Annotated in this window: 15 protein-coding genes, 6 tRNA genes and 7 rRNA genes (1 of these 28 only partly in view); 26 read left to right on the plus strand and 2 right to left on the minus strand. The window is 47.2% G+C overall.

The features are described from left to right. Nucleotides 1-80: 80 nt before the first annotated feature. The 12 genes from NSU05_RS00865 to salA all read left to right on the plus strand — a co-directional run bounded on the left by NSU05_RS00865 (nucleotide 81) and on the right by salA (nucleotide 9626). Entirely contained in the window at nucleotides 81-1025 is a 945-nt protein-coding gene (locus NSU05_RS00865) for a DNA-directed RNA polymerase subunit alpha (protein ID WP_003225835.1), read from the plus strand. A gap of 77 nt (nucleotides 1026-1102) precedes the next feature. Beyond that, nucleotides 1103-1465: a 50S ribosomal protein L17 gene (gene rplQ / locus NSU05_RS00870; RefSeq protein ID WP_003225836.1), complete on the plus strand. Its 363-nt coding sequence runs from the start codon at nucleotides 1103-1105 to the stop codon at nucleotides 1463-1465. A 127-nt stretch (nucleotides 1466-1592) separates the two neighbouring features. Continuing rightward, a complete protein-coding gene (locus tag NSU05_RS00875) occupies nucleotides 1593-2438 on the plus strand; it encodes an energy-coupling factor ABC transporter ATP-binding protein (protein WP_046380731.1) in 846 nt (281 codons plus the stop codon). Beyond that, entirely contained in the window at nucleotides 2414-3283 is an 870-nt protein-coding gene (locus NSU05_RS00880) for an energy-coupling factor ABC transporter ATP-binding protein (protein WP_003235106.1), read from the plus strand. The genes NSU05_RS00875 and NSU05_RS00880 overlap by 25 nt, the downstream gene beginning before the upstream one ends. Further along, nucleotides 3280-4077: an energy-coupling factor transporter transmembrane protein EcfT gene (locus tag NSU05_RS00885; RefSeq protein ID WP_004399656.1), complete on the plus strand. Its 798-nt coding sequence runs from the start codon at nucleotides 3280-3282 to the stop codon at nucleotides 4075-4077. Before NSU05_RS00880 ends, NSU05_RS00885 begins: the two co-directional genes overlap by 4 nt. A 9-nt stretch (nucleotides 4078-4086) precedes the next feature. Further along, complete coding sequence (truA, locus tag NSU05_RS00890) at nucleotides 4087-4830, plus strand: tRNA pseudouridine(38-40) synthase TruA (RefSeq protein WP_004399657.1); 744 nt, start codon at nucleotides 4087-4089, stop codon at nucleotides 4828-4830. 161 nt (nucleotides 4831-4991) lie between these two features. Further along, entirely contained in the window at nucleotides 4992-5429 is a 438-nt protein-coding gene (gene rplM, locus NSU05_RS00895; protein ID WP_003241966.1) for a 50S ribosomal protein L13, read from the plus strand. A gap of 20 nt (nucleotides 5430-5449) precedes the next feature. Next, complete coding sequence (rpsI, locus tag NSU05_RS00900; protein ID WP_004399691.1) at nucleotides 5450-5842, plus strand: 30S ribosomal protein S9; 393 nt, start codon at nucleotides 5450-5452, stop codon at nucleotides 5840-5842. 460 nt (nucleotides 5843-6302) lie between these two features. Further along, nucleotides 6303-7070, plus strand: coding sequence for a class I SAM-dependent methyltransferase (locus NSU05_RS00905; RefSeq protein WP_038428276.1), 768 nt, complete (start codon nucleotides 6303-6305; stop codon nucleotides 7068-7070). Nucleotides 7071-7255: 185 nt separating this feature from the next. Beyond that, nucleotides 7256-7699 (plus strand): YbaK family protein, encoded by a 444-nt coding sequence (locus NSU05_RS00910; RefSeq protein WP_080528834.1) that lies wholly within the window; start codon nucleotides 7256-7258, stop codon nucleotides 7697-7699. Nucleotides 7700-7758: 59 nt separating this feature from the next. Continuing rightward, nucleotides 7759-8472, plus strand: coding sequence for an N-acetylmuramoyl-L-alanine amidase CwlD (gene cwlD, locus NSU05_RS00915; protein ID WP_038428278.1), 714 nt, complete (start codon nucleotides 7759-7761; stop codon nucleotides 8470-8472). Nucleotides 8473-8567: 95 nt separating this feature from the next. Then, nucleotides 8568-9626 carry an iron-sulfur carrier protein/transcriptional regulator SalA gene (salA, locus tag NSU05_RS00920; protein WP_003235124.1) on the plus strand — a complete coding sequence of 353 codons (1059 nt, stop codon included), beginning with the start codon at nucleotides 8568-8570 and terminating at the stop codon, nucleotides 9624-9626. 35 nt (nucleotides 9627-9661) lie between these two features. Here salA and gerD read toward each other — a convergent pair whose 3' ends face one another. Further along, on the minus strand, nucleotides 9662-10219 hold the full coding sequence (gene gerD, locus NSU05_RS00925; protein ID WP_003235126.1) for a spore germination lipoprotein GerD: 558 nt from the start codon (nucleotides 10217-10219) through the stop codon (nucleotides 9662-9664). Between the two features lie 109 nt (nucleotides 10220-10328). Between gerD and kbaA the strand changes: the two genes are divergently transcribed. Further along, nucleotides 10329-10925, plus strand: coding sequence for a KinB-signaling pathway activation protein (gene kbaA / locus NSU05_RS00930; RefSeq protein ID WP_004399693.1), 597 nt, complete (start codon nucleotides 10329-10331; stop codon nucleotides 10923-10925). On the opposite strand, the gene pdaB is transcribed toward kbaA, so the two are convergent. Further along, the gene (pdaB, locus tag NSU05_RS00935) at nucleotides 10926-11690 is read right to left on the minus strand and encodes a polysaccharide deacetylase family sporulation protein PdaB (protein ID WP_038428279.1); all 765 of its coding nucleotides are present in this window, start codon (nucleotides 11688-11690) and stop codon (nucleotides 10926-10928) included. It abuts the gene before it with no gap. A 414-nt stretch (nucleotides 11691-12104) separates the two neighbouring features. On the opposite strand from pdaB, the gene NSU05_RS00940 reads away from it, so the two are divergent. From NSU05_RS00940 to NSU05_RS01000, 13 genes are all read left to right on the plus strand, one after another. Next, nucleotides 12105-13654 (plus strand): 16S ribosomal RNA (locus tag NSU05_RS00940). A gap of 170 nt (nucleotides 13655-13824) precedes the next feature. Next, nucleotides 13825-16752: ribosomal RNA gene (locus NSU05_RS00945) — 23S ribosomal RNA — on the plus strand. A gap of 54 nt (nucleotides 16753-16806) precedes the next feature. Continuing rightward, nucleotides 16807-16922, plus strand: a 5S ribosomal RNA gene (gene rrf / locus NSU05_RS00950). A 45-nt stretch (nucleotides 16923-16967) separates the two neighbouring features. Beyond that, a tRNA-Asn gene (locus NSU05_RS00955) sits at nucleotides 16968-17042 on the plus strand. Between the two features lie 2 nt (nucleotides 17043-17044). Then, nucleotides 17045-17117: transfer RNA gene (locus NSU05_RS00960), tRNA-Thr, on the plus strand. Nucleotides 17118-17173: 56 nt separating this feature from the next. Beyond that, nucleotides 17174-17248: transfer RNA gene (locus NSU05_RS00965), tRNA-Gly, on the plus strand. A gap of 31 nt (nucleotides 17249-17279) precedes the next feature. Beyond that, nucleotides 17280-17356 (plus strand) — tRNA-Arg (locus NSU05_RS00970). A gap of 27 nt (nucleotides 17357-17383) precedes the next feature. Then, a tRNA-Pro gene (locus NSU05_RS00975) sits at nucleotides 17384-17460 on the plus strand. Nucleotides 17461-17468: 8 nt separating this feature from the next. After that, nucleotides 17469-17544, plus strand: a tRNA-Ala gene (locus NSU05_RS00980). A gap of 171 nt (nucleotides 17545-17715) precedes the next feature. Next, a 16S ribosomal RNA gene (locus NSU05_RS00985) occupies nucleotides 17716-19265 on the plus strand. Between the two features lie 170 nt (nucleotides 19266-19435). Continuing rightward, nucleotides 19436-22363: ribosomal RNA gene (locus tag NSU05_RS00990) — 23S ribosomal RNA — on the plus strand. A 55-nt stretch (nucleotides 22364-22418) separates the two neighbouring features. After that, nucleotides 22419-22534: ribosomal RNA gene (rrf, locus tag NSU05_RS00995) — 5S ribosomal RNA — on the plus strand. Nucleotides 22535-22719: 185 nt separating this feature from the next. Then, nucleotides 22720-24039 (plus strand): 16S ribosomal RNA (locus tag NSU05_RS01000); it runs 230 nt beyond the window's last position. Together the 16S, 23S and 5S rRNA genes with 6 tRNA genes alongside form the textbook arrangement of a ribosomal RNA operon.

Consider the following 24039-nt stretch of genomic DNA (forward strand, 5'->3'; position numbering starts at 1 on the left):
ACTAAACAATGGGGAATTTCGGATGGAATCTCATATGATTCTATTCGAGGTTTCGACGTTTTGAAGGAGGGTTTTAAGTAATGATCGAGATTGAAAAACCAAAAATCGAAACGGTTGAAATCAGCGACGATGCCAAATTTGGTAAGTTTGTCGTAGAGCCACTTGAGCGTGGATATGGTACAACTCTGGGTAACTCCTTACGTCGTATCCTCTTATCCTCACTCCCTGGTGCCGCTGTAACATCAATCCAGATAGATGGTGTACTGCACGAATTCTCGACAATTGAAGGCGTTGTGGAAGATGTTACAACGATTATCTTACACATTAAAAAGCTTGCATTGAAAATCTACTCTGATGAAGAGAAGACGCTAGAAATTGATGTACAGGGTGAAGGAACTGTAACGGCAGCTGATATTACACACGATAGTGATGTAGAGATCTTAAATCCTGATCTTCATATCGCGACTCTTGGTGAGAATGCGAGTTTCCGAGTTCGCCTTACTGCTCAAAGAGGACGTGGGTATACGCCTGCTGACGCAAACAAGAGAGACGATCAGCCAATCGGCGTGATTCCGATCGATTCTATCTATACGCCAGTTTCTCGTGTATCTTATCAGGTAGAGAACACTCGTGTAGGCCAAGTTGCAAACTATGATAAACTTACACTTGATGTTTGGACTGATGGAAGCACTGGACCGAAAGAAGCAATTGCGCTTGGTTCAAAGATTTTAACTGAACACCTTAATATATTCGTTGGTTTAACTGACGAAGCTCAACATGCTGAAATCATGGTTGAAAAAGAAGAAGATCAAAAAGAGAAAGTTCTTGAAATGACAATTGAAGAATTGGATCTTTCTGTTCGTTCTTACAACTGCTTAAAGCGTGCGGGTATTAACACGGTTCAAGAGCTTGCGAACAAGACGGAAGAAGATATGATGAAAGTTCGAAATCTAGGACGCAAATCACTTGAAGAAGTGAAAGCGAAACTAGAAGAACTTGGACTCGGACTTCGCAAAGACGATTGACTAGTTTCCCTTGTGAACTAGGATTTTCGTGTGTTTATTATTCAGAAACAGCATTCCAATAAAGGAGGGGACATCACATGTCATACAGAAAACTAGGACGTACGAGTGCACAGCGTAAAGCTATGCTTCGTGATCTTACAACTGATTTGATCATCAACGAAAGAATCGAAACAACTGAAACACGTGCGAAAGAACTTCGCTCTGTAGTTGAAAAAATGATCACGCTTGGCAAACGCGGTGATCTTCACGCTCGCCGTCAAGCTGCTGCATACATCCGCAACGAGGTTGCAAACGAAGAAAATAACCAAGATGCACTTCAAAAATTATTCTCTGACATTGCAACTCGTTACGAGGAGCGCCAAGGTGGATACACACGTATTATGAAGCTTGGTCCTCGCCGTGGTGACGGAGCACCAATGGCAATTATCGAATTGGTTTAATCACATATTTTTGTGTATCTAAAGAAGGGCGGGACAGTTTCTAACTGGATCTATGCCCTTTTTTTAGATACTGTAACTTTTAATAGAGAGAAAAGCAGAGCATTAGCTGAGAGGAGGCCGGTTTTCCATGAATCAAAATCAGTTGATATCGGTAGAGGATATCGTATTTCGATATCGGAAGGACGCAGAAAGACGAGCACTAGACGGCGTCTCCCTGCAGGTGTATGAGGGTGAATGGCTTGCAATCGTAGGTCATAACGGTTCAGGGAAATCAACACTGGCCCGCGCATTGAATGGTTTAATTCTTCCTGAATCAGGCGACATTGAGGTTGCCGGGATTCAATTGACAGAGGAATCCGTTTGGGAAGTGCGTAAGAAGATAGGTATGGTCTTTCAAAATCCGGATAACCAATTTGTCGGAACGACTGTTCGCGATGATGTGGCTTTTGGTTTAGAAAACAATGGTGTACCGCGGGAAGAAATGATTGAGAGAGTAGACTGGGCAGTAAAACAGGTGAATATGCAAGATTTTCTCGATCAAGAGCCGCACCATCTCTCCGGAGGCCAAAAGCAGAGAGTTGCGATTGCGGGGGTTATTGCCGCACGTCCTGATATTATTATCTTAGATGAAGCAACATCCATGCTTGATCCGATCGGGCGAGAAGAAGTGCTTGAAACGGTAAGACATCTAAAAGAGCAGGGCATGGCGACTGTCATATCCATTACACATGATCTGAATGAGGCAGCAAAAGCAGACAGGATCATTGTCATGAATGGCGGTAAAAAATATGCTGAAGGGCCGCCTGAAGAGATTTTTAAATTGAATAAAGAACTTGTTCGAATTGGGCTTGATTTACCCTTCTCATTCCAGCTTAGCCAGCTTTTAAGAGAAAATGGACTGGATTTGGAAGAAAACCATTTGACTCAGGAAGGGCTGGTGAAAGAGCTGTGGACATTACAATCAAAGATGTAGAGCATCGCTATCAGATGAAGACGCCGTTTGAGCGCCTAGCACTGTATGATATCAATGCATCGATTAAAGAAGGAAGCTACGTAGCCGTTATCGGGCATACAGGCTCTGGCAAGTCCACTCTTCTTCAGCACCTAAATGGTCTCCTGAAGCCGACGAAGGGACAGATATCACTAGGTAGCACTGTCATTCAGGCAGGGAAAAAGAATAAAGATCTGAAAAAACTTCGTAAAAAAGTCGGAATCGTTTTCCAATTTCCTGAGCATCAATTATTCGAAGAAACAGTTCTTAAAGATATTTCATTCGGACCGATGAACTTTGGTGTTAAAAAAGAAGATGCTGAACAAAAAGCGAGAGAGATGCTGCAGCTTGTAGGTTTATCAGAAGAGCTTTTGGACAGGTCACCCTTTGAATTAAGCGGGGGACAAATGCGCAGAGTTGCAATTGCCGGCGTACTTGCAATGGACCCTGAAGTGCTTGTTCTGGATGAACCGACTGCAGGATTGGACCCAAGAGGGCGAAAAGAGATTATGGACATGTTTTATGAGCTTCATCAACGTGGGAACCTGACGACGATCCTTGTGACACACAGCATGGAGGATGCAGCTGCATACGCTGATGAAATGATTGTTATGCATAAAGGAACGATACAAGCATCAGGCAGTCCGCGTGATCTGTTTTTAAAGGGTGAAGAGATGGCCGGCTGGGGGCTGGATCTTCCAGAAACAATAAAATTCCAAAGACACCTTGAAGCTGCACTGGGTGTGAGATTTAATGAGCCTATGCTCACAATCGAAGATGCCGCTGCCGAAATCCGTGCTCTTTTTCAGGGAGAGAAGACTTTATGATGGACAGCATGATTATCGGCAAGTATGTACCGGGGACTTCACTTGTGCACCGGCTTGACCCCAGAACAAAACTGATCACGATCTTTTTATTTGTCTGCATTGTATTCTTAGCCAATAATGTCCAGACATATGCGTTGCTTGGTTTATTTACAATTGGCGTTGTTTCTTTAACAAGAGTTCCTTTCTCATTTTTAATGAAAGGGCTGAAGCCAATCATCTGGATTGTCCTTTTTACGTTCCTTCTTCACATTCTTATGACACATGAAGGACCGATTATCTTTCAAATAGGTTTTTTCAAAGTCTATGAGGGCGGTCTGGTTCAGGGGATATTCATTTCTCTTAGATTCGTCTATTTGATTTTAATCACAACCTTATTAACGCTTACGACTACACCGATTGAGATTACCGATGGAATGGAGCAGCTGCTGAACCCATTGAAAAAATTAAAGCTTCCTGTTCATGAGCTGGCTCTTATGATGTCAATTTCTTTACGGTTTATTCCGACACTGATGGAGGAGACAGATAAGATCATGAAGGCTCAGATGGCGCGAGGCGTTGATTTTACAAGCGGGCCTGTCAAAGAAAGAGTGAAGGCTATTGTCCCGCTTCTTGTCCCGCTATTCGTCAGCGCATTTAAACGCGCCGAAGAGCTTGCGGTGGCAATGGAAGCAAGAGGCTATCAAGGCGGAGAAGGACGTACGAAATATAGAAAGCTTGTATGGACAGGAAAAGACACTTCTGTCATTGTCAGCTTAATTGTATTAGCTGCTTTGTTATTTTTCTTAAGGGCTTAGAGGTGCTGTATGAGACTGAAATGCACGATTTCTTATGACGGACATTTGTTTAACGGTTATCAGGTTCAGCCGGGCAAAAGAACGGTTCAGGATGAACTGGAGAAGGCTTTGGCTGTCCTGCATAAGTCAAAAGACAGAATTCCGGTCGTTTCGTCTGGAAGAACAGACAGCGGGGTTCACGCAGCCGGACAGGTGATTCATTTTGACACTCCGCTGTCTATCCCGGCTGAAAGATGGCCATATGCCTTAAATGCACTGCTTCCGGACGATATCGCAGTCAAACAGGCAGAAATTGCGGATGATGGGTTCCATGCACGATTTAGCGCAGTCAAAAAAGAATATCGCTACTTTGTATACACGGAGAAACACCCGGACGTATTTAAACGGCATTACGCTTACCATTTTTCATATCGCCTTAATGTGCAGGACATGAGAGAAGCGGCAAAGCATCTTATAGGGACACATGATTTTACGAGCTTTTGCGCGGCTAAAACAGAAGTGCAGGACAAGGTAAGAACGATATACGAACTTGATTGGACTGAGACGGCTGACGGCCTGCAAATGCGGATCACAGGCAGCGGTTTCTTATATAATATGGTCAGAATTATTGCGGGTACTTTGCTTGATGCAGGTATTGGAAAAATTTCTCCCGATGAGGTGAAATCCATGCTGGAAGCGAAGGATCGCGAAGCGGCAGGGCGCACAGCGCCGGGGCACGGGCTATATTTATGGAACGTTTACTATGACAACTAAACCAGGTGTATAATATTTTCTTGACAGAGTCTGCATAAAGTTATAAGATATCATATGGTATGTATTTCAACCCCACGATAAGCCCCGGAACTTATTGTGTTGTGAAATAGAACGTAATCGAAGTTTATTGAAAATGACAGATCATTTAGGAGGGAAATTCAATGCGTACAACACCTATGGCTAACGCAAGTACTATTGAACGCAAGTGGTTAGTTGTTGATGCTGCTGGCAAGACTTTAGGTCGTCTTTCTTCAGAAGTTGCAGCTATCCTTCGCGGAAAACACAAACCAACTTACACACCACACGTTGATACTGGAGATCATGTGATCATCATCAACGCTGAAAAAATCGAGTTAACTGGTAAAAAGTTAACTGACAAAATCTACTACCGTCACACTCAACATCCAGGCGGATTAAAATCAAGAACTGCTCTTGAAATGCGTACAAACTACCCTGAGAAAATGCTTGAGCTTGCTATCAAAGGCATGCTTCCAAAAGGTTCTCTAGGTCGTCAAATGTTCAAAAAATTGAACGTATACCGTGGTTCTGAGCATCCACACGAAGCACAAAAACCTGAAGTTTACGAACTTCGCGGTTAATTAAAAAGGAGGTTACCAATTTGGCACAGGTTCAATATTACGGTACTGGCCGTCGTAAAAGCTCTGTAGCGCGTGTGCGTTTAGTTCCAGGAGAAGGCCGTATCGTCGTTAATAATCGTGAAATCAGCGAACATATCCCATCTGCAGCTTTAATCGAAGATATCAAACAACCATTAACTTTGACTGAAACAGCTGGCACTTATGATGTTTTAGTAAACGTACATGGAGGCGGCTTATCTGGTCAAGCTGGAGCAATCCGTCACGGTATCGCTCGTGCTTTGCTTGAAGCAGATCCAGAATACCGTACAACTCTTAAACGTGCAGGTCTTCTGACTCGTGACGCTCGTATGAAAGAACGTAAAAAATACGGTCTTAAAGGCGCTCGTCGTGCACCTCAGTTCTCAAAACGTTAATTTTACGTTTTCAAAAAGCTCTCGACCTTGGGTTGGGAGCTTTTTTCTTTTAATATAACGTGGCCAGCTCCGCATAAAAATAACACTGAACGGACGCTTGACGGGGTTAAACAAATTGTTTGTTTATAAACGGTCTCACTGTAAAAATCATGATAGCTTTCATTTTTATTCAATTGGAAGTTCGGTCAATGTTTATTATCGTTATGTCGACAGCCCAGCTCCATTTAACCACTGTATTTCATCCGTTAAAGTTCACTGCTGATTAACCCGGAGAAACAATAGCTCTCATTGCTAATGGCTTTATGTAACGAAGTAAAAGTAAATCTGATGATATAAATCACATATCTCCTTTGTGATTTTTTTGCGTTTTTATGAACTTTTTTCTAAATATGCAAAGGGAAAGCGATATCAATCTAGAAATATTTGTTATACTCTATACATTAAAGTAAGGAGAAGATTCATGAATGCGTTAGTAGCTCATAATAGCAAAGCCTGGGATAAAAAAGTAGAAACAGGCAATGAATGGACTGTTGCTGTTGAACAGCAGGTTATCGAACAAGCAAAAAAAGGCAATTGGGATATAAGGGTAACACCAATGAAAGATGTACCGAAGGAGTGGTTTCCGCCTATCAAAGGTCTGAAAGTACTCTGTTTAGCATCAGGCGGCGGCCAGCAGGGTCCAGTTTTGGCAGCCGCAGGCGCGGATGTCACCGTATTAGATAACTCAGAAAAACAGCTGAATCAGGATAGAATGATTGCTGAGCGAGATGGTCTCACGATACACACTGTCAAAGGAAGCATGGACGATTTAAGTGTATTTAATGATGAATCATTTGATGTCATTGTACATCCTGTTGCCAATGTTTTTGTTGAGAATGTCCTCCCGGTATGGAAGGAAGCGCACCGTGTGTTGAAAAGGAACGGCATTTTAATCTCGGGTTTTGTCAATCCTGTTGTATTTCTGTTTGATACAGAATTAGAACAGCAAGGTGTTTTAAAAGTAAAACACTCCATTCCATACGCTGACCCAGAAGATCTTCCGAAACATAAAGTGAAAAAACTGATCGAAAATAATGAGGCTCTGGAATTCGGCCATTCCTTAGAAGACCAAATCAAAGGCCAAATTGATGCCGGTTTTATCGTTACTGGTTTTTATGAAGATAAAGGCGGGTTTGTATTAGACCAATATATCCATACATATTCTGCAACAAGAAGCGTGAAAGTATGAAAAGCAGCGACCTGTTAGAGGGGCTGCTTTTTTCATAACCAATTACAGAACGTTTGTTCCGCACCCTGCAGAAAGCTGATTTTTTATCGATGTTACACCTTCATTTGGGCGAATTTCCAACCGAATTCGGGCATTGTTTCATCATCCAAACCTCAAAATAATCGGTAAAAGGAGAGTGAATTTATATGGCAGAAGTACTGTCTTTTATGGATGTGAAACGCCAAAAGGATTTTGAATTAGAAAAGAACTTGCTCAAAGAACTCTCTCTGAGACAAATTATCCAGTCTGTTAAGGATTGTTTGGGACCATTATTTCCATTTTTACATGATGAACGAGATATTATTACCGAAGGCTGTATTGATTTTGCTATAGAAGCCTATTTGTTAGGCGGGCGTTTTGGGATATTCGGCTATTACGGAGAATCCATGCAGAGTATCAGTGCCCGCTCTGCAAGAGAAGAAGAAGAGCTGCGTATGGAGTTTTTTGATTATCTCTATAATTGGATACACGAGCAATACGCAACATTTGATAAAAACACTGTTTATGAAGCGGCACGCAAGTTCATTAAAGATTGGTGGACAGCAGGGTTTGTTCAAAGAGAAAAACAGTGTAAGCTTCGCATGCGGTAATCATATTTCCCGGCCCTGTCCCATAGTTATGTAATAACGGACAAGCGGGAGGGGAAGGGATGAGGAAAAAGCTTAAATGGCTCAGTTTTTTGCTAGGCTTCATCATATTACTATTTCTGTTCAAGTATCAGTTCAGCAATAACGACTCTTGGAAGACGTGGAGCCTGCCCTTGAGCGGTAAAATCATTTATCTAGATCCAGGTCATGGCGGGCCTGACGGCGGAGCAGTCGGCGGAAAGCTGTTAGAGAAGGATGTTACCCTGGAAGTGGCCTTTAGAGTCAGGGATTATCTTCAAGAACAAGGAGCGCTTGTTATCATGACCAGAGAAAGTGATACTGATCTCGCTCCAGAAGGAACAAAAGGCTATAGCCGACGAAAAGCTGAGGATCTAAGACAACGAGTCAAATTAATAAACCATTCAGAGGCGGAGCTCTATATCAGCATTCATCTTAATGCGATTCCGTCACAAAAATGGAGCGGAGCCCAAAGCTTTTATTACGGGAAATATGCGGAAAATGAGAAAGTCGCAAAATACATTCAGGATGAGCTGAGAAGAAATTTGGAAAACACAACCCGGAAAGCAAAGCGGATTCATGGTATCTACTTAATGCAAAACGTCACCAAACCGGGGGCGCTTATAGAAGTCGGATTTTTATCCAATCCAAGTGAAGCAACGTTGCTCGGTAAACCGAAATATCAAGACAAGGTGGCATCTTCCATATATAAAGGCATTTTGCGATATTTCACAGAAAAAGGAGACCCTCCGGAGTAATGGAGGGTTTTCTTGTGGTTCTAAGCATAAGACACCCGCCATTTATGTATGATATAATAATAATTGTAAACGAATACACAAAAGGGTGAGGTTCGATGATAAGAGAAGATGAAGTAAGAAAACTAGTCGGAGAAATGCGCGAACCTTTTCTTCAAAGACCTCTGGGAGAATTGGATGCCGTTAAGGAAATTAAAATAAAGCCTGAAAAACGGCATATCAGTGTAAAAGTTGCTCTTGCAAAAACAGGAACTGCAGAACAAATGCAGATTCAGCAAGAGATCGTAAACGTATTAAAAGGGGCAGGAGCTGAGACAGTCGGCCTTCGATTTGAAGAGCTGCCTGAAGAAACGGTTGCTAAATTCCGGGCGCCGTCAGCTGAGAAAAAAACATTATTAAATATGGATAACCCGCCAGTCTTTCTTGCTGTAGCAAGTGGAAAAGGCGGCGTAGGCAAGTCAACTGTGTCAGTAAACCTAGCTATTTCTCTGGCTCGTCTAGGGAAAAAGGTTGGTTTAATTGATGCGGATATTTATGGGTTCAGTGTGCCGGACATGATGGGTATCACTGTGCGTCCAACAATTGAAGGAGAGAAACTTCTTCCTGTTGAACGCTTTGGAGTAAAGGTCATGTCAATGGGCTTTTTCGTAGAAGAAAATGCCCCGGTCGTATGGAGAGGGCCGATGCTCGGCAAAATGCTGAATAACTTTTTCCATGAAGTAGAGTGGGGAGAAGTAGACTATATCGTTCTTGATCTTCCGCCTGGTACAGGGGACGTTGCTCTCGATGTACATACAATGCTTCCGAGCTGCAAAGAAATTATCGTATCTACGCCACATCCGACAGCTGCTTTTGTCGCGGCCAGAGCGGGCTCTATGGCGATTAAAACCGATCATGAGGTCGTGGGTGTCATAGAGAACATGGCTTATTATGAAAGTGCAAAGACAGGGGAAAGAGAATATGTGTTTGGAAAAGGCGGAGGAGATAAACTGGCTGAGGAACTAAACGTGCCTTTGCTCGGCAGAATCCCATTGAAACAGCCCGATTGGGATAAGGACCAATTTGCTCCGTCTGTTTATGACGAAAATCATCCAATCGGAGAAATATATCAGGACATCGCAAAAAAAATAGATGCAAAAATGTCAGTGCAGGTATAAAAGGTGAACCGGGATTCCAGATCCCGGCTTTCCCTTTATTCACTTTCTTTTGCTGTGTCTTTTGCTGCTTTTTTCAGCTCATCTTCGAACTGCTTTTTGTAAAGCGGACTAGAAAGTGTTTCGTTAATAACCTCTTCTAAATAACTGCGGAATTCTTGGCTTTTTGCCAGCTGGCTGTACTTTTTATCCATGCCGGGATCCTGCATCACGCTCATCAGCATCTTCTGGTAATCTGGATCCTTCATCAGCTTTTTAATCACTTTTTCATGCTCTGTCTGAAGAGTTTTGGCAAAGCCCTCAGCAAAATCAGTGTCTTCAAAGATGTTTTTCCAAAATTCTTCACCTTTTTTAGATGTGAGTGTTTTTTCTATTGTTCCTTTAATTGCATCTTGGTCAATCACCAGCGCTTCATTCATGGCATCATCATTTAATAATTCCTTAATAGCTTTCTTTCCATCATCAGTTTTTAATATATCAACAACCATTTTTTTGGTCTGATCATAGTCCATATCCGCTGCTTGGTCTTTTGGAGCGCAAGCTGTTACAGATAATAACAAAAAACAGCTCATCAATAGCGTTTTGGCTTTTGACATGCTTAAGCTCCTTTCACATACTTGTCTTACCTTTAATATGATTCATCTGTTTGGAATTATACATAACAAAATATCGCTGTTCGCGATTTTTGAGGGGATGAATAAAGAAATGAAAAGCCGTGGTTTAGTTCGTTTTTTCTTTTCTATTTTAGCTGTCGGAGCGCTTATCACGAGTATTGTGGGTTTTGCTTTAAAATGGGGAGAATATAGAGGGCTGTTTCTTACATTTGAAGCGGGGCAGATTTTCTCTGTTTTATTTTGGTTTATTGGTGTAGGCATGATTTTCAGTGTGATCAGCCAAATGGGTTTTTTCGTGTTTTTAACAGTTCATCGGTTTGCGCTTGAGATATTAAGGTCCTCCTCTTTGTGGAATTTGCTGCAGTTGTTTTTCATCCTGTTTGTTGCTTTTGATTTAATGTACGTGCGTTTTTTATTTTTTGGAGAGAGCGGAGAATCGCTGGCTGGCTATGCGTGGTTACCGGTGTTTTTATTGATCTTTGGAGTGATTACAGCTTATATAAAGCAAAAGCAGTCCTCTAAGAAAACATTTGTGTCATCGTTGTTTTTGATGGTTGTGATTACCGCATTAGAATGGTTCCCTGCATTAAGAGTAAATGATGAGGACTGGCTTTATTTAATGCTTTTTCCGTTAATGGCATGTAATGCCTTCCAATTGCTGATGTTGCCGAAGTTTGCAGCAAAGTAATTACTTTACCTCTGTGGATTTGGCATCAGAATTTGCGATGAGATCACCCACGGTTACATTTTTTAATCCTTTTTCTTTCAGCTGATGGATGATATCAGGCAATGCTTCTTCTGTTTGTTTTGCCGAATCGGAGGCATGTAAAAGAATAATGTCTCCACCGGAAACTTGCTTGGTCACATTGTCGATGATTTTTTCAACTCCGGGATTTGTCCAGTCTTGAGAGTTCACACTGTAATGAACGACTGTATAATTGTATTGCTTTGCGACCTTTAGAACATTCTTATTGAATTGGCCGGTAGGGGGTCTTAATAGCTGTATGTCTTTGACCCCTAACTTTTCAAAGGCTGTTTGCGCACGGTTCATGTCCTTTTTTATTTCGCTGCTCTCTAAATTGGCATAGTTTTTATAAGCGTAGCCCATGCTCCCGATTTGATGGCCGTCCTTTACGATACGGGCCACTGTGTCGGGATGGCGTTCTGCCCAAGAAGCGGACAGGAAAAACGTTGCGTTTTTAATCCCGTGTGCTTTCAGAGTATTAAGTATCGGTTCTGCTCTCTCATCACCCCAGCTGATATCGAAAGTAAGTGAAATATCTTTAGAGTCTGTTTCTCCTTTATAAATGGCTTTAGGTCCGGTGTCAGTTGAAAACACGGGAAGCGGGACAGCTCTTTGGATATAAAAAAAGCTGGCAGCTGCAAATGCGGCGATAAGTATAATAATTAATTGTTTTACCCGTTTAATGTGCCACACATAGAAGTGATTCACTGATGATGCCTCCTTATCTTGTCCATCATTCTTGTTTTACATCTTATGAGCATGGACAATTGAATATAACCGATAAAATGTCTCTTCACATACAGCCTAAATTGGGTGTTGACCTTTTGATAATATCCGTGATATATTATTATTCGTCGCTGATAAACAGCTGACATCAACTAAAAGCTTCATTAAATACTTTAAAAAAAGTTGTTGACTTAAAAGAAGCTAAATGTTATAGTAATAAAGCTGCTTCGTTAAGCGGCAGTAATGATCTTTGAAAACTAAACAAGACAAAACGTACCTGTTAATTCATTTTTATAAATCGCACAGCGATGTGCGTAGTCAGTCAAACTAGGGCCTGTATGACGCAGGTCACACAGGTGTCGCCGCAGGATGCGGTGAACTTAACCTGTGATCCATTTATCGGAGAGTTTGATCCTGGCTCAGGACGAACGCTGGCGGCGTGCCTAATACATGCAAGTCGAGCGGACAGATGGGAGCTTGCTCCCTGATGTTAGCGGCGGACGGGTGAGTAACACGTGGGTAACCTGCCTGTAAGACTGGGATAACTCCGGGAAACCGGGGCTAATACCGGATGGTTGTTTGAACCGCATGGTTCAAACATAAAAGGTGGCTTCGGCTACCACTTACAGATGGACCCGCGGCGCATTAGCTAGTTGGTGAGGTAACGGCTCACCAAGGCAACGATGCGTAGCCGACCTGAGAGGGTGATCGGCCACACTGGGACTGAGACACGGCCCAGACTCCTACGGGAGGCAGCAGTAGGGAATCTTCCGCAATGGACGAAAGTCTGACGGAGCAACGCCGCGTGAGTGATGAAGGTTTTCGGATCGTAAAGCTCTGTTGTTAGGGAAGAACAAGTACCGTTCGAATAGGGCGGTACCTTGACGGTACCTAACCAGAAAGCCACGGCTAACTACGTGCCAGCAGCCGCGGTAATACGTAGGTGGCAAGCGTTGTCCGGAATTATTGGGCGTAAAGGGCTCGCAGGCGGTTTCTTAAGTCTGATGTGAAAGCCCCCGGCTCAACCGGGGAGGGTCATTGGAAACTGGGGAACTTGAGTGCAGAAGAGGAGAGTGGAATTCCACGTGTAGCGGTGAAATGCGTAGAGATGTGGAGGAACACCAGTGGCGAAGGCGACTCTCTGGTCTGTAACTGACGCTGAGGAGCGAAAGCGTGGGGAGCGAACAGGATTAGATACCCTGGTAGTCCACGCCGTAAACGATGAGTGCTAAGTGTTAGGGGGTTTCCGCCCCTTAGTGCTGCAGCTAACGCATTAAGCACTCCGCCTGGGGAGTACGGTCGCAAGACTGAAACTCAAAGGAATTGACGGGGGCCCGCACAAGCGGTGGAGCATGTGGTTTAATTCGAAGCAACGCGAAGAACCTTACCAGGTCTTGACATCCTCTGACAATCCTAGAGATAGGACGTCCCCTTCGGGGGCAGAGTGACAGGTGGTGCATGGTTGTCGTCAGCTCGTGTCGTGAGATGTTGGGTTAAGTCCCGCAACGAGCGCAACCCTTGATCTTAGTTGCCAGCATTCAGTTGGGCACTCTAAGGTGACTGCCGGTGACAAACCGGAGGAAGGTGGGGATGACGTCAAATCATCATGCCCCTTATGACCTGGGCTACACACGTGCTACAATGGACAGAACAAAGGGCAGCGAAACCGCGAGGTTAAGCCAATCCCACAAATCTGTTCTCAGTTCGGATCGCAGTCTGCAACTCGACTGCGTGAAGCTGGAATCGCTAGTAATCGCGGATCAGCATGCCGCGGTGAATACGTTCCCGGGCCTTGTACACACCGCCCGTCACACCACGAGAGTTTGTAACACCCGAAGTCGGTGAGGTAACCTTTTAGGAGCCAGCCGCCGAAGGTGGGACAGATGATTGGGGTGAAGTCGTAACAAGGTAGCCGTATCGGAAGGTGCGGCTGGATCACCTCCTTTCTAAGGATATTATACGGAATATAAGACCTTGGGTCTTATAAACAGAACGTTCCCTGTCTTGTTTAGTTTTGAAGGATCATTCCTTCGAAACGTGTTCTTTGAAAACTAGATAACAGTAGACATCACATTCAATTAGTAACACAAGATATCACATAGTGATTCTTTTTAACGGTTAAGTTAGAAAGGGCGCACGGTGGATGCCTTGGCACTAGGAGCCGATGAAGGACGGGACGAACACCGATATGCTTCGGGGAGCTGTAAGCAAGCTTTGATCCGGAGATTTCCGAATGGGGAAACCCACCACTCGTAATGGAGTGGTATCCATATCTGAATTCATAGGATATGAGAAGGCAGACCCGGGGAACTGAAACATCTAAGTACCCGGAGGAAGAGAAAGCAAATGCGATTCCCTGAGTAGCGGCGAGCGAAACGGGATTAGCCCAAACCAAGAGGCTTGCCTCTTGGGGTTGTAGGACACTCTGTACGGAGTTACAAAAGAACGAGGTAGATGAAGAGGTCTGGAAAGGCCCGCCATAGGAGGTAACAGCCCTGTAGTCAAAACTTCGTTCTCTCCTGAGTGGATCCTGAGTACGGCGGAACACGTGAAATTCCGTCGGAATCCGGGAGGACCATCTCCCAAGGCTAAATACTCCCTAGTGACCGATAGTGAACCAGTACCGTGAGGGAAAGGTGAAAAGCACCCCGGAAGGGGAGTGAAAGAGATCCTGAAACCGTGTGCCTACAAGTAGTCAGAGCCCGTTAACGGGTGATGGCGTGCCTTTTGTAGAATGAACCGGCGAGTTACGATCCCGTGCAAGGTTAAGCAGAAGATGCGGAGCCGCAGCGAAAGCGAGTCTGAATAGGGCGCATGAGTACGTGGTCGTAGACCCGAAACCAGGTGATCTACCCATGTCCAGGGTGAAGTTCAGGTAACACTGAATGGAGGCCCGAACCCACGCACGTTGAAAAGTGCGGGGATGAGGTGTGGGTAGGGGTGAAATGCCAATCGAACCTGGAGATAGCTGGTTCTCTCCGAAATAGCTTTAGGGCTAGCCTCAAGGTAAGAGTCTTGGAGGTAGAGCACTGATTGGACTAGGGGCCCCTACCGGGTTACCGAATTCAGTCAAACTCCGAATGCCAATGACTTATCCTTGGGAGTCAGACTGCGAGTGATAAGATCCGTAGTCGAAAGGGAAACAGCCCAGACCGCCAGCTAAGGTCCCAAAGTATACGTTAAGTGGAAAAGGATGTGGAGTTGCTTAGACAACCAGGATGTTGGCTTAGAAGCAGCCACCATTTAAAGAGTGCGTAATAGCTCACTGGTCGAGTGACTCTGCGCCGAAAATGTACCGGGGCTAAACGTATCACCGAAGCTGCGGACTGTTCTTCGAACAGTGGTAGGAGAGCGTTCTAAGGGCTGTGAAGCCAGACCGGAAGGACTGGTGGAGCGCTTAGAAGTGAGAATGCCGGTATGAGTAGCGAAAGAGGGGTGAGAATCCCCTCCACCGAATGCCTAAGGTTTCCTGAGGAAGGCTCGTCCGCTCAGGGTTAGTCGGGACCTAAGCCGAGGCCGAAAGGCGTAGGCGATGGACAACAGGTTGATATTCCTGTACCACCTCCTCACCATTTGAGCAATGGGGGGACGCAGGAGGATAGGGTAAGCGCGGTATTGGATATCCGCGTCCAAGCAGTTAGGCTGGGAAATAGGCAAATCCGTTTCCCATAAGGCTGAGCTGTGATGGCGAGCGAAATATAGTAGCGAAGTTCCTGATTCCACACTGCCAAGAAAAGCCTCTAGCGAGGTGAGAGGTGCCCGTACCGCAAACCGACACAGGTAGGCGAGGAGAGAATCCTAAGGTGATCGAGAGAACTCTCGTTAAGGAACTCGGCAAAATGACCCCGTAACTTCGGGAGAAGGGGTGCTCTGTTAGGGTGCAAGCCCGAGAGAGCCGCAGTGAATAGGCCCAGGCGACTGTTTAGCAAAAACACAGGTCTCTGCGAAGCCGTAAGGCGAAGTATAGGGGCTGACGCCTGCCCGGTGCTGGAAGGTTAAGAGGAGCGCTTAGCGTAAGCGAAGGTGCGAATTGAAGCCCCAGTAAACGGCGGCCGTAACTATAACGGTCCTAAGGTAGCGAAATTCCTTGTCGGGTAAGTTCCGACCCGCACGAAAGGCGCAACGATCTGGGCACTGTCTCAACGAGAGACTCGGTGAAATTATAGTACCTGTGAAGATGCAGGTTACCCGCGACAGGACGGAAAGACCCCGTGGAGCTTTACTGCAGCCTGATATTGAATGTTGGTACAGCTTGTACAGGATAGGTAGGAGCCTTGGAAACCGGAGCGCCAGCTTCGGTGGAGGCATCGGTGGGATACTACCCTGGCTGTATTGACCTTCTAACCCGCCGCCCTTATCGGGCGGGGAGACAGTGTCAGGTGGGCAGTTTGACTGGGGCGGTCGCCTCCTAAAAGGTAACGGAGGCGCCCAAAGGTTCCCTCAGAATGGTTGGAAATCATTCGCAGAGTGTAAAGGCACAAGGGAGCTTGACTGCGAGACCTACAAGTCGAGCAGGGACGAAAGTCGGGCTTAGTGATCCGGTGGTTCCGCATGGAAGGGCCATCGCTCAACGGATAAAAGCTACCCCGGGGATAACAGGCTTATCTCCCCCAAGAGTCCACATCGACGGGGAGGTTTGGCACCTCGATGTCGGCTCATCGCATCCTGGGGCTGTAGTCGGTCCCAAGGGTTGGGCTGTTCGCCCATTAAAGCGGTACGCGAGCTGGGTTCAGAACGTCGTGAGACAGTTCGGTCCCTATCCGTCGCGGGCGCAGGAAATTTGAGAGGAGCTGTCCTTAGTACGAGAGGACCGGGATGGACGCACCGCTGGTGTACCAGTTGTTCTGCCAAGGGCATCGCTGGGTAGCTATGTGCGGACGGGATAAGTGCTGAAAGCATCTAAGCATGAAGCCCCCCTCAAGATGAGATTTCCCATTCCGCAAGGAAGTAAGATCCCTGAAAGATGATCAGGTTGATAGGTCTGAGGTGGAAGTGTGGCGACACATGGAGCTGACAGATACTAATCGATCGAGGACTTAACCACATTTTGAATGATGTCACACCTGTTATCTAGTTTTGAGAGAACACTCTCAATTTGTTTGGTGGCGATAGCGAAGAGGTCACACCCGTTCCCATACCGAACACGGAAGTTAAGCTCTTCAGCGCCGATGGTAGTCGGGGGTTTCCCCCTGTGAGAGTAGGACGCCGCCAAGCAGATTTATTAATTCTACCATGTTTGTTTATGAAGCTTTATATTATTCCGCAGTAGCTCAGTGGTAGAGCTATCGGCTGTTAACCGATCGGTCGTAGGTTCGAATCCTACCTGCGGAGCCATTGCTTCCATAGCTCAGCAGGTAGAGCACTTCCATGGTAAGGAAGAGGTCAGCGGTTCGAGCCCGCTTGGAAGCTTAAATGTATTATTACCAAGGTTTCTCATAAGGAGAAAGCTTTTTTTATTGCGATATGCGGAAGTAGTTCAGTGGTAGAACACCACCTTGCCAAGGTGGGGGTCGCGGGTTCGAATCCCGTCTTCCGCTCCATTTATCCCAACGGGATATTGTAAATTGAATTGCGCCCGTAGCTCAATTGGATAGAGCGTTTGACTACGGATCAAAAGGTTAGGGGTTCGACTCCTCTCGGGCGCGCCATATCTTTTAATAGAATAGATAGGAAATCGGGAAGTAGCTCAGCTTGGTAGAGCACATGGTTTGGGACCATGGGGTCGCAGGTTCGAATCCTGTCTTCCCGACCATTTTTTATGGGGCCTTAGCTCAGCTGGGAGAGCGCCTGCTTTGCACGCAGGAGGTCAGCGGTTCGATCCCGCTAGGCTCCACCAAAAGTTTTTAAAAAAGTTGTTGACTTTGAAGAAGTGACGTTGTATACTAATAAAGTTGCTTTAACAAAGCGGACAAACAAAATGATCTTTGAAAACTAAACAAGACAAAACGTACCTGTTAATTCAGTTTTTAAAAATCGCACAGCGATGTGCGTAGTCAGTCAAACTACTTTATCGGAGAGTTTGATCCTGGCTCAGGACGAACGCTGGCGGCGTGCCTAATACATGCAAGTCGAGCGGACAGATGGGAGCTTGCTCCCTGATGTTAGCGGCGGACGGGTGAGTAACACGTGGGTAACCTGCCTGTAAGACTGGGATAACTCCGGGAAACCGGGGCTAATACCGGATGGTTGTTTGAACCGCATGGTTCAAACATAAAAGGTGGCTTCGGCTACCACTTACAGATGGACCCGCGGCGCATTAGCTAGTTGGTGAGGTAACGGCTCACCAAGGCAACGATGCGTAGCCGACCTGAGAGGGTGATCGGCCACACTGGGACTGAGACACGGCCCAGACTCCTACGGGAGGCAGCAGTAGGGAATCTTCCGCAATGGACGAAAGTCTGACGGAGCAACGCCGCGTGAGTGATGAAGGTTTTCGGATCGTAAAGCTCTGTTGTTAGGGAAGAACAAGTACCGTTCGAATAGGGCGGTACCTTGACGGTACCTAACCAGAAAGCCACGGCTAACTACGTGCCAGCAGCCGCGGTAATACGTAGGTGGCAAGCGTTGTCCGGAATTATTGGGCGTAAAGGGCTCGCAGGCGGTTTCTTAAGTCTGATGTGAAAGCCCCCGGCTCAACCGGGGAGGGTCATTGGAAACTGGGGAACTTGAGTGCAGAAGAGGAGAGTGGAATTCCACGTGTAGCGGTGAAATGCGTAGAGATGTGGAGGAACACCAGTGGCGAAGGCGACTCTCTGGTCTGTAACTGACGCTGAGGAGCGAAAGCGTGGGGAGCGAACAGGATTAGATACCCTGGTAGTCCACGCCGTAAACGATGAGTGCTAAGTGTTAGGGGGTTTCCGCCCCTTAGTGCTGCAGCTAACGCATTAAGCACTCCGCCTGGGGAGTACGGTCGCAAGACTGAAACTCAAAGGAATTGACGGGGGCCCGCACAAGCGGTGGAGCATGTGGTTTAATTCGAAGCAACGCGAAGAACCTTACCAGGTCTTGACATCCTCTGACAATCCTAGAGATAGGACGTCCCCTTCGGGGGCAGAGTGACAGGTGGTGCATGGTTGTCGTCAGCTCGTGTCGTGAGATGTTGGGTTAAGTCCCGCAACGAGCGCAACCCTTGATCTTAGTTGCCAGCATTCAGTTGGGCACTCTAAGGTGACTGCCGGTGACAAACCGGAGGAAGGTGGGGATGACGTCAAATCATCATGCCCCTTATGACCTGGGCTACACACGTGCTACAATGGACAGAACAAAGGGCAGCGAAACCGCGAGGTTAAGCCAATCCCACAAATCTGTTCTCAGTTCGGATCGCAGTCTGCAACTCGACTGCGTGAAGCTGGAATCGCTAGTAATCGCGGATCAGCATGCCGCGGTGAATACGTTCCCGGGCCTTGTACACACCGCCCGTCACACCACGAGAGTTTGTAACACCCGAAGTCGGTGAGGTAACCTTTTAGGAGCCAGCCGCCGAAGGTGGGACAGATGATTGGGGTGAAGTCGTAACAAGGTAGCCGTATCGGAAGGTGCGGCTGGATCACCTCCTTTCTAAGGATATTATACGGAATATAAGACCTTGGGTCTTATAAACAGAACGTTCCCTGTCTTGTTTAGTTTTGAAGGATCATTCCTTCGAAACGTGTTCTTTGAAAACTAGATAACAGTAGACATCACATTCAATTAGTAATACAAGATATCACATAGTGATTCTTTTTAACGGTTAAGTTAGAAAGGGCGCACGGTGGATGCCTTGGCACTAGGAGCCGATGAAGGACGGGACGAACACCGATATGCTTCGGGGAGCTGTAAGCAAGCTTTGATCCGGAGATTTCCGAATGGGGAAACCCACCACTCGTAATGGAGTGGTATCCATATCTGAATTCATAGGATATGAGAAGGCAGACCCGGGGAACTGAAACATCTAAGTACCCGGAGGAAGAGAAAGCAAATGCGATTCCCTGAGTAGCGGCGAGCGAAACGGGATTAGCCCAAACCAAGAGGCTTGCCTCTTGGGGTTGTAGGACACTCTGTACGGAGTTACAAAAGAACGAGGTAGATGAAGAGGTCTGGAAAGGCCCGCCATAGGAGGTAACAGCCCTGTAGTCAAAACTTCGTTCTCTCCTGAGTGGATCCTGAGTACGGCGGAACACGTGAAATTCCGTCGGAATCCGGGAGGACCATCTCCCAAGGCTAAATACTCCCTAGTGACCGATAGTGAACCAGTACCGTGAGGGAAAGGTGAAAAGCACCCCGGAAGGGGAGTGAAAGAGATCCTGAAACCGTGTGCCTACAAGTAGTCAGAGCCCGTTAACGGGTGATGGCGTGCCTTTTGTAGAATGAACCGGCGAGTTACGATCCCGTGCAAGGTTAAGCAGAAGATGCGGAGCCGCAGCGAAAGCGAGTCTGAATAGGGCGCATGAGTACGTGGTCGTAGACCCGAAACCAGGTGATCTACCCATGTCCAGGGTGAAGTTCAGGTAACACTGAATGGAGGCCCGAACCCACGCACGTTGAAAAGTGCGGGGATGAGGTGTGGGTAGGGGTGAAATGCCAATCGAACCTGGAGATAGCTGGTTCTCTCCGAAATAGCTTTAGGGCTAGCCTCAAGGTAAGAGTCTTGGAGGTAGAGCACTGATTGGACTAGGGGCCCCTACCGGGTTACCGAATTCAGTCAAACTCCGAATGCCAATGACTTATCCTTGGGAGTCAGACTGCGAGTGATAAGATCCGTAGTCGAAAGGGAAACAGCCCAGACCGCCAGCTAAGGTCCCAAAGTATACGTTAAGTGGAAAAGGATGTGGAGTTGCTTAGACAACCAGGATGTTGGCTTAGAAGCAGCCACCATTTAAAGAGTGCGTAATAGCTCACTGGTCGAGTGACTCTGCGCCGAAAATGTACCGGGGCTAAACGTATCACCGAAGCTGCGGACTGTTCTTCGAACAGTGGTAGGAGAGCGTTCTAAGGGCTGTGAAGCCAGACCGGAAGGACTGGTGGAGCGCTTAGAAGTGAGAATGCCGGTATGAGTAGCGAAAGAGGGGTGAGAATCCCCTCCACCGAATGCCTAAGGTTTCCTGAGGAAGGCTCGTCCGCTCAGGGTTAGTCGGGACCTAAGCCGAGGCCGAAAGGCGTAGGCGATGGACAACAGGTTGATATTCCTGTACCACCTCCTCACCATTTGAGCAATGGGGGGACGCAGGAGGATAGGGTAAGCGCGGTATTGGATATCCGCGTCCAAGCAGTTAGGCTGGGAAATAGGCAAATCCGTTTCCCATAAGGCTGAGCTGTGATGGCGAGCGAAATATAGTAGCGAAGTTCCTGATTCCACACTGCCAAGAAAAGCCTCTAGCGAGGTGAGAGGTGCCCGTACCGCAAACCGACACAGGTAGGCGAGGAGAGAATCCTAAGGTGATCGAGAGAACTCTCGTTAAGGAACTCGGCAAAATGACCCCGTAACTTCGGGAGAAGGGGTGCTCTGTTAGGGTGCAAGCCCGAGAGAGCCGCAGTGAATAGGCCCAGGCGACTGTTTAGCAAAAACACAGGTCTCTGCGAAGCCGTAAGGCGAAGTATAGGGGCTGACGCCTGCCCGGTGCTGGAAGGTTAAGAGGAGCGCTTAGCGTAAGCGAAGGTGCGAATTGAAGCCCCAGTAAACGGCGGCCGTAACTATAACGGTCCTAAGGTAGCGAAATTCCTTGTCGGGTAAGTTCCGACCCGCACGAAAGGCGCAACGATCTGGGCACTGTCTCAACGAGAGACTCGGTGAAATTATAGTACCTGTGAAGATGCAGGTTACCCGCGACAGGACGGAAAGACCCCGTGGAGCTTTACTGCAGCCTGATATTGAATGTTGGTACAGCTTGTACAGGATAGGTAGGAGCCTTGGAAACCGGAGCGCCAGCTTCGGTGGAGGCATCGGTGGGATACTACCCTGGCTGTATTGACCTTCTAACCCGCCGCCCTTATCGGGCGGGGAGACAGTGTCAGGTGGGCAGTTTGACTGGGGCGGTCGCCTCCTAAAAGGTAACGGAGGCGCCCAAAGGTTCCCTCAGAATGGTTGGAAATCATTCGCAGAGTGTAAAGGCACAAGGGAGCTTGACTGCGAGACCTACAAGTCGAGCAGGGACGAAAGTCGGGCTTAGTGATCCGGTGGTTCCGCATGGAAGGGCCATCGCTCAACGGATAAAAGCTACCCCGGGGATAACAGGCTTATCTCCCCCAAGAGTCCACATCGACGGGGAGGTTTGGCACCTCGATGTCGGCTCATCGCATCCTGGGGCTGTAGTCGGTCCCAAGGGTTGGGCTGTTCGCCCATTAAAGCGGTACGCGAGCTGGGTTCAGAACGTCGTGAGACAGTTCGGTCCCTATCCGTCGCGGGCGCAGGAAATTTGAGAGGAGCTGTCCTTAGTACGAGAGGACCGGGATGGACGCACCGCTGGTGTACCAGTTGTTCTGCCAAGGGCATCGCTGGGTAGCTATGTGCGGACGGGATAAGTGCTGAAAGCATCTAAGCATGAAGCCCCCCTCAAGATGAGATTTCCCATTCCGCAAGGAAGTAAGATCCCTGAAAGATGATCAGGTTGATAGGTCTGAGGTGGAAGTGTGGCGACACATGGAGCTGACAGATACTAATCGATCGAGGACTTAACCATATTTTTGAATGATGTCGCACCTGTTATCTAGTTTTGAGAGAACACTCTCAATTTGTTTGGTGGCGATAGCGAAGAGGTCACACCCGTTCCCATACCGAACACGGAAGTTAAGCTCTTCAGCGCCGATGGTAGTCGGGGGTTTCCCCCTGTGAGAGTAGGACGCCGCCAAGCAATTACACGTTAGTGTAATTTTTAAAAAAGTTGTTGACTTTGAAGAAGTGACGTTGTATACTAATAAAGTTGCTTTAACAAAGCGGACAAACAAAATGATCTTTGAAAACTAAACAAGACAAAACGTACCTGTTAATTCAGTTTTTAAAAATCGCACAGCGATGTGCGTAGTCAGTCAAACTACTTTATCGGAGAGTTTGATCCTGGCTCAGGACGAACGCTGGCGGCGTGCCTAATACATGCAAGTCGAGCGGACAGATGGGAGCTTGCTCCCTGATGTTAGCGGCGGACGGGTGAGTAACACGTGGGTAACCTGCCTGTAAGACTGGGATAACTCCGGGAAACCGGGGCTAATACCGGATGGTTGTTTGAACCGCATGGTTCAAACATAAAAGGTGGCTTCGGCTACCACTTACAGATGGACCCGCGGCGCATTAGCTAGTTGGTGAGGTAACGGCTCACCAAGGCAACGATGCGTAGCCGACCTGAGAGGGTGATCGGCCACACTGGGACTGAGACACGGCCCAGACTCCTACGGGAGGCAGCAGTAGGGAATCTTCCGCAATGGACGAAAGTCTGACGGAGCAACGCCGCGTGAGTGATGAAGGTTTTCGGATCGTAAAGCTCTGTTGTTAGGGAAGAACAAGTACCGTTCGAATAGGGCGGTACCTTGACGGTACCTAACCAGAAAGCCACGGCTAACTACGTGCCAGCAGCCGCGGTAATACGTAGGTGGCAAGCGTTGTCCGGAATTATTGGGCGTAAAGGGCTCGCAGGCGGTTTCTTAAGTCTGATGTGAAAGCCCCCGGCTCAACCGGGGAGGGTCATTGGAAACTGGGGAACTTGAGTGCAGAAGAGGAGAGTGGAATTCCACGTGTAGCGGTGAAATGCGTAGAGATGTGGAGGAACACCAGTGGCGAAGGCGACTCTCTGGTCTGTAACTGACGCTGAGGAGCGAAAGCGTGGGGAGCGAACAGGATTAGATACCCTGGTAGTCCACGCCGTAAACGATGAGTGCTAAGTGTTAGGGGGTTTCCGCCCCTTAGTGCTGCAGCTAACGCATTAAGCACTCCGCCTGGGGAGTACGGTCGCAAGACTGAAACTCAAAGGAATTGACGGGGGCCCGCACAAGCGGTGGAGCATGTGGTTTAATTCGAAGCAACGCGAAGAACCTTACCAGGTCTTGACATCCTCTGACAATCCTAGAGATAGGACGTCCCCTTCGGGGGCAGAGTGACAGGTGGTGCATGGTTGTCGTCAGCTCGTGTCGTGAGATGTTGGGTTAAGTCCCGCAACGAGCGCAACCCTTGATCTTAGTTGCCAGCATTCAGTTGGGCACTCTAAGGTGACTGCCGGTGACAAACCGGAGGAAGGTGGGGATGACGTCAAATCATCATGCCCCTTATGACCTGGGCTACACACGTGCTACAATGGACAGAACAAAGGGCAGCGAAACCGCGAGGTTAAGCCAATCCCACAAATCTGTTCTCAGTTCGGATCGCAGT

Source organism: Bacillus sp. EU52, from assembly GCF_037964975.1.
Taxonomy (GTDB): Bacteria; Bacillota; Bacilli; order Bacillales; family Bacillaceae; genus Bacillus; species Bacillus subtilis.

Bases quoted from the DNA above. Each gene is read 5' to 3' on its own strand.
- NSU05_RS00865 (WP_003225835.1), top strand. From the start codon at position 81: ATGATCGAGATTGAAAAACCAAAAATCGAAACGGTTGAAATCAGCGAC.
- rplQ (WP_003225836.1), top strand. From the start codon at position 1,103: ATGTCATACAGAAAACTAGGACGTACGAGTGCACAGCGTAAAGCTATG.
- NSU05_RS00875 (WP_046380731.1), top strand. From the start codon at position 1,593: ATGAATCAAAATCAGTTGATATCGGTAGAGGATATCGTATTTCGATAT.
- NSU05_RS00885 (WP_004399656.1), top strand. From the start codon at position 3,280: ATGATGGACAGCATGATTATCGGCAAGTATGTACCGGGGACTTCACTT.
- truA (WP_004399657.1), top strand. From the start codon at position 4,087: ATGAGACTGAAATGCACGATTTCTTATGACGGACATTTGTTTAACGGT.
- rplM (WP_003241966.1), top strand. From the start codon at position 4,992: ATGCGTACAACACCTATGGCTAACGCAAGTACTATTGAACGCAAGTGG.
- NSU05_RS00905 (WP_038428276.1), top strand. From the start codon at position 6,303: ATGAATGCGTTAGTAGCTCATAATAGCAAAGCCTGGGATAAAAAAGTA.
- NSU05_RS00910 (WP_080528834.1), top strand. From the start codon at position 7,256: ATGGCAGAAGTACTGTCTTTTATGGATGTGAAACGCCAAAAGGATTTT.
- cwlD (WP_038428278.1), top strand. From the start codon at position 7,759: ATGAGGAAAAAGCTTAAATGGCTCAGTTTTTTGCTAGGCTTCATCATA.
- salA (WP_003235124.1), top strand. From the start codon at position 8,568: ATGATAAGAGAAGATGAAGTAAGAAAACTAGTCGGAGAAATGCGCGAA.
- gerD (WP_003235126.1), bottom strand. From the start codon at position 10,219: ATGTCAAAAGCCAAAACGCTATTGATGAGCTGTTTTTTGTTATTATCT.
- kbaA (WP_004399693.1), top strand. From the start codon at position 10,329: ATGAAAAGCCGTGGTTTAGTTCGTTTTTTCTTTTCTATTTTAGCTGTC.